This is a genomic window from Gluconobacter kondonii (assembly GCF_002723995.1).
GTDB lineage: Bacteria > Pseudomonadota > Alphaproteobacteria > Acetobacterales > Acetobacteraceae > Gluconobacter > Gluconobacter kondonii.
In genome coordinates this window covers 39,037-48,932 of record NZ_BEWP01000014.1, presented here as the reverse complement: position 1 = coordinate 48,932, position 9,896 = coordinate 39,037, and the positions used below count along the sequence as shown (strand labels likewise).

The 9,896-nt window shown below is 55.0% G+C and carries 6 protein-coding genes and 3 pseudogenes; 6 read left to right on the top strand and 3 right to left on the bottom strand.

The window, feature by feature from the left end:
- A pseudogene (locus GKO01_RS12665) lies at positions 1 to 260 on the top strand (IS5/IS1182 family transposase); the annotation flags it as partial.
- 1,114 nt (positions 261 to 1,374) lie between these two features.
- Here GKO01_RS12665 and GKO01_RS12660 read toward each other — a convergent pair.
- Positions 1,375 to 1,671, bottom strand: a pseudogene (locus tag GKO01_RS12660) (IS5/IS1182 family transposase); the annotation flags it as partial.
- Between the two features lie 88 nt (positions 1,672 to 1,759).
- On the opposite strand from GKO01_RS12660, the pseudogene GKO01_RS12655 reads away from it, so the two are divergent.
- Positions 1,760 to 2,062: pseudogene (locus GKO01_RS12655) on the top strand (transposase); the annotation flags it as partial.
- Positions 2,063 to 2,148: 86 nt separating this feature from the next.
- Here the strand turns inward: GKO01_RS12655 and GKO01_RS12650 are convergent.
- Positions 2,149 to 3,243 (bottom strand): hypothetical protein, encoded by a 1,095-nt coding sequence (locus GKO01_RS12650; protein WP_099287337.1) that lies wholly within the window; start codon positions 3,241 to 3,243, stop codon positions 2,149 to 2,151.
- A gap of 583 nt (positions 3,244 to 3,826) precedes the next feature.
- Here GKO01_RS12650 and GKO01_RS12645 point away from each other — a divergent pair.
- A complete protein-coding gene (locus GKO01_RS12645; protein WP_145994768.1) occupies positions 3,827 to 4,981 on the top strand; it encodes a hypothetical protein in 1,155 nt (384 codons plus the stop codon).
- A gap of 642 nt (positions 4,982 to 5,623) precedes the next feature.
- On the opposite strand, the gene GKO01_RS12640 is transcribed toward GKO01_RS12645, so the two are convergent.
- On the bottom strand, positions 5,624 to 6,733 hold the full coding sequence (locus tag GKO01_RS12640) for an IS110 family RNA-guided transposase (RefSeq protein ID WP_103143233.1): 1,110 nt from the start codon (positions 6,731 to 6,733) through the stop codon (positions 5,624 to 5,626).
- 103 nt (positions 6,734 to 6,836) lie between these two features.
- Here GKO01_RS12640 and GKO01_RS12635 point away from each other — a divergent pair.
- The 3 genes from GKO01_RS12635 (at position 6,837) to GKO01_RS12625 (ending at position 9,613) form a co-directional block, all read left to right on the top strand.
- A protein-coding gene (locus tag GKO01_RS12635; RefSeq protein WP_099287335.1) for an IS3 family transposase occupies positions 6,837 to 8,014 on the top strand; the annotation gives its coding sequence in 2 pieces (ribosomal slippage) (positions 6,837 to 7,095 and positions 7,095 to 8,014; 1,179 coding nt in all).
- A 12-nt stretch (positions 8,015 to 8,026) separates the two neighbouring features.
- On the top strand, positions 8,027 to 8,935 hold the full coding sequence (locus GKO01_RS12630; RefSeq protein ID WP_280522720.1) for an IS110 family RNA-guided transposase: 909 nt from the start codon (positions 8,027 to 8,029) through the stop codon (positions 8,933 to 8,935).
- A gap of 105 nt (positions 8,936 to 9,040) precedes the next feature.
- A complete protein-coding gene (locus tag GKO01_RS12625) occupies positions 9,041 to 9,613 on the top strand; it encodes a hypothetical protein (RefSeq protein ID WP_099287333.1) in 573 nt (190 codons plus the stop codon).
- Positions 9,614 to 9,896 lie beyond the last annotated feature (283 nt).

The following is a 9,896-nucleotide window of genomic DNA, read 5'->3' as shown; positions in this document are numbered from 1 at the left end:
AAAAGCAGGGCTTTGTCTCAAAGGTCCACAGGAAAAAGCCGCATCTCAAGCCCATGCCCCGCCACATCCAGCGGTCCAACGCAGGGAAGTCGGTGATCCGGTCGCGTGTCGAGCATGTCTTTGCCGATCAGAAATCGCAGACGGGGCTCTTCATTCGGATTGTCGGTATCACCCGGGCCACCATGAGGATCGGCCTGGCCAATATCGTCTACAACATGCGGCGCTTTCTGTTCCTGGAGAGGTTGAACGCAAGCGCGTAGCCATCCAGGGGATGACAGCCCCCGATCTGCTCGAAGCGAAGGTCGAAAGCCACCCCGGGAACCGTCAATCACCACGACAAAAGCCTTAAATCAGGACCCACGCGCGCCAATCAACGGTTCTTCGATCCCTCCATCTTTATTTTTTGTTGCTTTATCGGAACGTAGTAGGTAAGCTTAAATTGTGTATGAAGAATATTCATATGCACAAAAAACTCGAAACTCGAGATTATTTATATGTCTTATAATAAATCTTTCCTCTCTAATTCTCGCTTAAACGAGGAGCTAATTCCTCGGCTTCGTGCTCCAGTAAGAACTCTAGAAGCATGTCAGATAGGGGCAGGAGACTCAACGCTACGTTCTACTGTGGCCGTCGTCGTTGGGGGGTCTATTACTGCGGGTATAGCAATTGGTGTGGCTATTAACGGACATATTTAAAATTCAGTGTTATGGGGTTTTATATCTTTGTAAAACCCCATAATGTTCACATGATTTGGAGTTTCATTAAATGAGAAATACCAACATAAGATTAATTTTGTCTTCAGTCGTTGTTATTATTGTTTGCACATGTGCGCTTGTGCGTAAATTAATTCCATTTCTATCCGCAGAGGAAAATCATAGTTATTCTTCTATTATAGTTTCTGGGTTTTTGTTTTTCTCAGTTATATGTTCATTTTATTTATTAACTGAGTCAGTAAATAATATTAAAAATAATTCGGAAAATCTATAGATGGTATAAAAAAATATATTAACTGAAATAACCGATTTTTCAAGAAAAAATAAGAACTTTAGTTTTGTTGAACTCGTAGATTTTCTCAGAAAGAAGGACATTCCAAAAAATGTACCTTCAATAATTAATTTTCTTTTGAAGCGATCTCTTTTTGACGAGAGTTTTAATATATTCGAGACTTCAGTGTCGAAAAACTTAGGCCCCGTTGACAAAAGATTCAATCCAAAGCCTCGCGGCGGCGATATTGAGGAAGATGGAGGGATCGAAGAACCGTTGATTGGCGCGCGTGGGTCCTGATTTAAGGCTTTTGTCGTGGTGATTGACGGTTCCCGGGGTGGCTTTCGACCTTCGCTTCGAGCAGATCGGGGGCTGTCATCCCCTGGATGGCTACGCGCTTGCGTTCAACCTCTCCAGGAACAGAAAGCGCCGCATGTTGTAGACGATATTGGCCAGGCCGATCCTCATGGTGGCCCGGGTGATACCGACAATCCGAATGAAGAGCCCCGTCTGCGATTTCTGATCGGCAAAGACATGCTCGACACGCGACCGGATCACCGACTTCCCTGCGTTGGACCGCTGGATGTGGCGGGGCATGGGCTTGAGATGCGGCTTTTTCCTGTGAACCTTCGAGACAAAGCCCTGCTTTTCCATGAAATCTTCGTTGGCTTTCGAGCGATACGCGGAGGGTTCGAAAAACCCTTTGGTTTTGAGGGTTCCTCTGTGATTACATTTCGCCTTAGTTGATTTGGGATGATGAAGAACGGCTGCCCGGTTGAGTGGGCTTGGTGATCAGCTCGAAGCGTTTTCCCGGACTGTGGATTTTGAAGTATTCCGCCCTAACCTGGATAAAGCATTGGCTTATGCGGACGAAAGCAAAGGCGGAAGACCGCCACTTGATCCGGTGCTGATGTTCAAGATCCTGGTAATCCAGATGCTCAACAATTTTTCTGATGAGCGGACAGAGTATCTCATCAACGATCGCCTCTCCTTTATGCGTTTCCTTGGTATGGGACTTTCAGATCGGGTGCCTGATGCCAAAACAGTCTGGCTGTTCCGTGAACGCCTGACACAAGCGGGTGCGATCGATGGGCGGTTCAACCTGACGTGCCCCCCGGACAACTCGAAAACGGACTCCCCTTGAGAGCAGGCCTTATTATCGCGTTACACTCGAGGCTTGTTTCTACGCGAAGTCGTTTTCCTGAGGATGTGATCTGCTTCTTTCATCGCAGCCTCAAGCTCGGTAAAGTCGGGCTTCCAGATCGCTGCCTGTTGTCCGGAGAGCGTTGATAACAGATCTGACGGGCGCAGTTCGTCAGGCAGCGCAGGATCCGTGTTTTTCAGGGGATAAGACGCGAGCCGGCGCGGCGGCATCAGAGCCTCGCGCAGGGGCTCGAACCCCCGCAAGGCGAACAAACGCCGCGCGGACCGATGCGTCACTTCAACCACCAGTCCCAGGCTTTCAAACCGTTCAAGAAGGTCAAGGGCGGCGTTGACAGACATCTTGAGGAGGTCTGCCAGCGTCGTCGCGGACGTCAAAGGGCGAGTGGCCAAAATATCGATGGCTGCAGGAGCTCGCGAGTTCCGACGCTGCGCGCCTGCTTCTCTGCGGGCTATGACCCACTGGCGTTCCATGCCACGCAGCATCTCGGTCATGGAGTGGGCTTCTGCCGTAACGGCTCTGAGGAACACCGGAACCCATCGCACAGGATCATGAGGCGCTCCAGCACGAAGCGCAGCAGGACCTGTTAGGGGAAGGGCGCTGCGCATGACGCCTCGTTTGCGCCACAAAACGCCAAGGGCCGCCCGGAAGGGAGCCCTCTGTTCTCCCTGATGCAGCCAGTCATGGAACGCGATCGCCGCACCGAGGAAGGGTCCACACGTTCGGATGAAGGGCCGGAGATGAGAGAGAGCCCGTGCAATATCCTGCCGTTGTGTCGCTGAAGGATGGGTCTGCCACTGGTAGAGCCGAAACGCTGTTTGTGCCGCTTCCACCAAAGCAAACCGGTCAGCACCCTCAAGGTCCTGCGTTGGGAGGCGCAGTCCTTCCAGGACAGCCGCCAGGTGCCAGGGATCAATGGCCTGCCCATCGACCTGCGCCTGGGCCCGGACAGCGTCGAGACGGGCGCGATAGAGAAAGGCCTCCTTCAGGGGATGATTCTGGAGCCGCTGATCGAGACGACCGATGGTTATCGATGCCGCGGTCAGGTCGATCGCTACGTCAGAGACCTGAAGCGTCGTACGGGTCGGCAACAACATCACGGCATCGTCGGCGCAGGATCATGGAGCATCAGTGCCCTCACATCAAAGGGCTTAAAGGTGGCTTTCAGTGTGAGCCGAGACAGGCTTGGAAAGAGAGCGAAGACAGGCATGAAGTCATGTTAAATCGGTCTTAGGTTAAATTTGCAAATTTTTCCAAAACGCGCCCCCTCCCCACCCCTATGTCCGTTAATTTCTATTATCGGACATAGGGGTGGGGCACAAAAAAGACCCGCAAAGGTCTTTTCAAGGCGTGTTCCACGGACGCTCATGCAAGGACAAAGTCTGCTCACGGAAGGACAGCCTGATCGTCCCTGGCCCTCTTTGCGAGAGACATTCCAACTCACGCAGGTCTGTAACTATTCTGAGGCTCGCGGCTGACTTGGAGGGCTTATTGCCAGTCAGCTTACGATCAGCGAATGCGGATACCGGACATTCGCCTTATGGCGAGACCCGGTCAAGAATAGACTGTCGGGGATAGCTGCACCACAACAACAAGCAGACTTTGATTAACGAGGGCATGTAAGCGGAAGCGGCATTCGGAATGCTGGCAGCAAGCGCGCTGTTCGGATATTAAGGTGTGATGAGTAACCGCGACGAATTCTCCCGTAGCACAAAGAATGCAGTCGCGCTTCGCGCCAATCATCATTGTTCGTTTCGTGATTGCCCCCAGCCGACATCAGGCCCAAGCGATGAATCGCCCGAGGCTGTAAACATGATCGGTAAGGCAGCGCACATTCATGCTGCCGCCCCTGGACCAGGCGCGCGGCGCTATCTCGCGTCAATGACCCGCGAGGAGCGCACTCACATCTCCAATGCTATTTGGTTGTGTGCAACCCACGCCGACCTTATCGACCGGGACGAGGCGACCTACACAGCTGAAGTGCTTCGCGAGATGAAAGCCGAGCACGAGGGGAAGTGCGCCGAAAGACAGCGCAATGTCCTCTCAGTTGGGCAGCCCAATGCCGACCTTATCGCTATCGGACCCGACATCGTATTCGTTGGCAAATTTCTGGGCGTTGAAGGTGAAGTATGGAGCTTCCATCTGCAGAGCTTCATTGACGGCGATGTTCATAACTTGATCACGTTTGCCGATCGTTACGAACAAACCGCGGTCAAAGATCGATTTGTCCTTGTGAATGAGCTTGGAGACGGACGCGCGTTGAGGGCTAAGCCGTCTGTCACCAGGGAGACAACTGGCTGCTACACGGTTCGGTGTCTGGTTTTCCCGAGTGCCGAACGGATTCCAGCTGCCGACATTCCGAAGATGTGGGCATTGTCGGATAGCCATGACCTGATGACCAGCAACGGCAAATGGGCCATGGTGTCCGGCGTGGACGCCTTGCCGCAGCAGGTGAAGACGTGCCTATCGCATCAGATGGGCGAAAGCCCGTTTCACCGCGATTTTGGGACGAGGTTTGCCGAGTATTACAACCTGCTTGCTGGTTCACCGTGGCTTGATCGCTACCTGAATCTTGAGATAATCCGCTTGGCAGCAATCCCCTACTTCAACCCCACCGACAACCAGCAATACACTCCGCTTCTATGCGTCGAGCGCGTCTTTGGTATCCAAATTCTTGCTAACACGCCTACGAACAATTGGTTACCAATTCGCGTAAACCTCAGCGTCAAGGGCCTTGGGAGGTGGCAGCACGATCTTTCCGTCTGCATTCCATCGGAACCGATACAAAGGTGGTCCTTTGACGAGCTCCTTGCCGGCCCGTTCATTCGAGGCTGAACTGATGGTCTAGCGATGGGCTTTGACGTCGGCAGCGGGGACGCTGAACACCCCCTCTTGAGATCACTTTCTAGGGCAGCGCTTGCCCGGCTTGAAGCGGCTCTCAGCCCTTCTGCGACATCCATGCACGACGCAGCATGACTTACTCCCCGAAGCGGTGATAATCGTATAAGAGCTGCAAAAATTGGAAACCTGAATCATGCGGAGATACTATGCCACTGAACGAAAGGGCATCGCGGCCATTCAGGCCAAGTTGGCCGACCTTGAACTAATTTGGCGAGAAACTTCGACCGGAGATTTTGGCATCGACAGAGGTGGACCCCATTTTTCGGACAGGGCAATAAGCTCTCATGACCGTCATTAGGGGAGTGCAGTTGCAAGAAGCCTACACCATGACTGGTGTCTGGTGTGACCAAAAACTGATAGTGGACCTGACGGGTGTGCCGCGAGCCGATCGACGACGATTGATCATGCTCTCATCCGCGGGTTGGCTACCGCATTTCCCATTTCCGTCGTGGGCCTTCCTCTCTCTATAGACGGGCGTCGGTCGAAACCTGCCCCAGCTTACAACGAGGATTACCCATCTTGCCTGGTCTTCGCGGCACGCCCGTCAGGTCCAATAATCGGGCGCGGAATTCCCTATCAGATTGGCTGTATACGTCGACCGATATCCCAGATGAACCCGACCAGCTCGCGGGCGATCGCCGTAATCACTTTTGGCAGGGCCTTTCCGGTCGATGCCAACAAGCGGTAGCGCTGACAAAGACGGACCTGGGCTTTCCACGCGATGGCCCTGATATCCTCCGGCAAGCCTTCGACGCGCATTTGATATCGCCTCTCTTCGCGCGCCGGCAGGCGATACGACCATGCCGCCTCTACCAGCATCGCCCGTGCCTCCCGGTTCCCCGTCTTTGTTATCGCACCACGGCGGGTGCGGGCGCCGCTGGACGCCTCCGAGGGAACTAGGCCAAGCCAGCTCATCAGTTGCTTGGGCGTATCAAAGCGACTGAGATCGCCAATTTCGGCAACCAAGGTCGCGGCCACCACGAGCCCGACACCACGGAGGGCCTGCAACGCCTGAACCAGAGGAGCCAGCGACCATTGCGGCAGTGCTTCCACCAGCATGGAGTCCAGCCTGTCGCAGCGATGCTGTGCCTCCTCAATCCGTCGGATACCTTCACCGAACACGAATTGCTGATGCGGTGCGTCGAAGGCCTGCTCACTGAGCCAGCGCCAATGCGCCTTGGTCCAATTCGATCGCCCGGTGAATTTGCGCCCATGGCGAAGCAGGAAGCTCAATACTGTTTGCCGGCTGGCAACCAGATCCTGTTTCGCCTGCCGACGTCCCCGGATCAGATCCCGGATGGCTTCGTGCGCCTCGTCCGGCACCCAGATTGCTGTCAGTTCGCCCGAGCGCAGCAGGCGCGCCAGCATCTGGGCGTCTCTCCTGTCCGTCTTCACCCTGTAGGCTGGCTTGCGCGGTATTACAGATGGGGCGATGACGCTGCATTCCACGCCCAGGTCGGTCAACTGACGATAGATACCATATCCACAGCCGCCTGCTTCATAGCAGAAGTGGAGCGTGACATCGGGCGCTGCCAGGCGTGCCACCAGGCGCCGTATGGCATCGGGCGTGTTGGGAATAGTCCCGTGGAACCGGATCTCTCCCGATCGCCCGTCATTGGCGACCGCCACGGCAATTGTCTCCTTGTGAACGTCCAGGCCAATAAATTTCGCAGTCGACATTGTCATTCTCCTCTCCTGACAAAGTGAGCTTACGCTCCCCCTGACCTCGGAAAACGAGGCGAATGACGGTCATTGGGTCTATAATCCGACCTGAAAGAGGACGGGTTTTATGGGCAAGGTTACGCGCAAGAGGTATGCGGCGGAGTTCAAGTCACGGGTTGCGCTGGAGGCGATCCGTGGGGAGCTGACGCTGGCGGAACTGGCTTCGAAACATGGTGTGCATCAGACGATGATTGCCCAGTGGAAGCGCCAGGCAGTCGAGGGCATGGCGGCAACCTTTTCGGGGAAGGCGGTGTCTGAGCCCCTGGTCAGCCCTGCCGATGTGGAGAAACTGCACGCGAAGATTGGCGAGCTTCTCGTGGAACGGGATTTTTTACGCGATGCCTCTGTTCGGTTGGGCGTGATCAGAGGCGGCAGATGATTGACCCACAGCGTCCCCGGCTTTCGGTCGTGCGGCAATGCACGCTGCTGCATCTCAACCGGTCTGGCGTCTACTATCGGCCTGCGCCACAGAGCGAGGCCAATCTGGCGTTGATGCGGCTGATCGACGGCCAGTTCCTGGAAACGCCGTATTATGGCTCACGGCAGATGACATGGCATCTGCGCCGCCTGGGACATGAAGTGGGCCGCAAGCGGGTCCGGCGGCTCATGGGCCTGCGGGCGATCTACCAGAAGCCGCGCACGACCGTGCCCCATCCGGAGCATCGGAAATATCCCTATCTGCTGCGGGATCTGGTCATCAATCGGCCTGACCAGGTCTGGTGTTCCGATATCACATATATTCCCATGAAACGGGGATTTCTCTATCTCGTGGCGATCATGGACTGGTTCACGCGCAAGGTCCTGTCCTGGCGTCTGTCGAACACGATGGACGTGGAGTTCTGTATCGAGGCGCTACAGGATGCCCTCATGCGCTATGGCGCCCCGGACATTTTCAATACTGACCAGGGGTCGCAATTTACGACACCCCGTTTCACCGGGATACTGGAAGAGCGTCAGATCCGCATCAGTATGGACGGGCGTGGGCGATGGCTGGATAATGTATTCATCGAGCGTCTGTGGCGGTCGCTGAAATATGAATGCGTCTACCTGCACGCGTTCGAGACCGGATCAGAGCTGAGGGCCGGGCTTAGCAGATGGATCGCCCATTATAACGAAAGGCGTCCGCATATGGCGCTGGCTGGACGTACGCCCGATGAGGCGTATCATGACGTGCCGACATCATCTGGTCCGGGGTTAACCCCGGACCAGATGGCCAACAGCAACGCTGTCAGAAGGGCGGCATAACAATAACCGGGTATAGCTTATTCAAACCCAAAAACTGTCCGAACAGACGGGTCCACCTCTGATGGCCATGCCAGATTACTGGAAACTCTTCAGAGTATGCCGGACGGTCTCACGGTTGGATTTGAAGCAACCGGTGGACAGGAATGGGCACTCTGGGGTGTTCTCATCAGTATGGGACTCAATGCCGTCCAGTTGCCTCCAGCACAGATCAAAGCTTTCGCACTCGCCATGGGGAAACGCGCGAAAACCGATCAGATCGATGCGGAATTGATTGCGCGCTTTATGGCTTTTCGTCCAGAAGCAGGACGAACACTGCCGGATGAGAAGCTCCAGTTTCTGCGGGCACTGACGGTGCGCAGAGCTCAGATGGTGGAGGCACGTAAACGGCTTTCTGCCCAGATTTCGGCACGCCGCAAGCAGGGTGTGAGCGCTGAACTGGAGGATATGGACAGCAGTCTCAAAGCATTTCTCGAAAGCCAGATCAGCGAGCTTGAACAACGGATTGAAAGTGTTATCGGAGAGGCAGAAGAACTCTCCGCCAAAGCAGAGCTTCTCCGTTCCATTCCTGGTATTGGCCCGGTATCAGTCGCCATGCTTCTCGCAGAAATGCCAGAGCTCGGCCGCATGACAGCGACAGAAGCCGCTGCAATGACTGGTCTTGCGCCAATGGCTCATGATAGTGGCGCGATGCGTGGGAAACGGGTCATTTCAGGGGGAAGAAGATCTCTCCGCCACGTGCTGTTCCAGGCAGGATTGGCAGCTGCCTGCCATAATCCAGTTCTGAAAGCTGTTGCCAAGCGCATGAAAGAGCGGGGTAAACCACATAAACTAGTGATCGTCGCTATCGCACGGCGCCTCATCACAATCGCCAATGCTATCCTCAAAACTGGAGTGCCATGGCGCATTAGCTCCGCCGCTTAAACACAGTTGCTAGATATCACCATTTAACTCCTTGCGGGCTAATTCTTGGCGCTCCATATTTTCCGCGTCGTCCGACACTGCTTAACAGACACGGAGGATTCCAAAATGCATTTTTCTCGTATGATTCAGGCCGGCACCTTTGTTGCTACACTGGCCTGCGGCGCGGCTGCCCTGCCTGCGCAGGCTCAGGATACGTTGCGCGTCGTTGATGCACGGGGACACCAGGTCGGTATCCTGGTCCCGGTCCAGGGCATCGCAACGACAGCGGCAATGCCTGATATCGACATGTTCGAGGCCGTTGATCGCATGATGGCACGCAATATGGCTCTCATGGAGGCGGTCGATCGGACATTGGGCTCGCGGCTGGACGGCGTCCTGCGCGCCGTTCCGGCTGTTGGTCATGACCTCCCGAAACAGAGCATGTCCTGGCAGCGTTTCGAGGCGGTCAGCACCGGTGGACCCAGCGCCTGTACGCAGACGATCACGATCACATCAAACGGTCAGGCGGCGCCAATCGTTCATGTGTCACGCACCGGAAGCAAGTCCTGTGCGACGCTCCCCGCGCCGATGGCAGTTGACAATCCCGGAGATCAAAAGGCTGGTTCGACGGCTCTGACGCCCGCCGTCGAGACGCGGACGGAAGTCCCGACAAACGGACGCGCTGGAAGCGCTCTCTAAAACAGGTGGTGGCCGGAAAACCCCGGGCCACCATCATAGAAGGAAAATATATTGATTTTCCGCGATCATCGCCATGATGGTTAACGAATATCAACAAAACCCCTGTAGTTTCCGTCCGCAACACCGCCACAAAAAATAAATACAAATATAAATAATAAAATTATTCATGAAAAAGAATCTGCATTTCGTGCCCCCTTGACGAGGCAAGCATCTCTTCCAATCTTGCTTTCGCCGGACGCCATCGGGTCCGGCATAGGCTCTGTGAGCCAGACAACTGGAGTCC

Excerpts from the sequence above, each read along its gene's own strand:
- GKO01_RS12650 (WP_099287337.1), bottom strand. The coding sequence starts at position 3,243 with ATGTTGTTGCCGACCCGTACGACGCTTCAGGTCTCTGACGTAGCGATC.
- GKO01_RS12645 (WP_145994768.1), top strand. The coding sequence starts at position 3,827 with ATGAGTAACCGCGACGAATTCTCCCGTAGCACAAAGAATGCAGTCGCG.
- GKO01_RS12640 (WP_103143233.1), bottom strand. The coding sequence starts at position 6,733 with ATGACAATGTCGACTGCGAAATTTATTGGCCTGGACGTTCACAAGGAG.
- GKO01_RS12625 (WP_099287333.1), top strand. The coding sequence starts at position 9,041 with ATGCATTTTTCTCGTATGATTCAGGCCGGCACCTTTGTTGCTACACTG.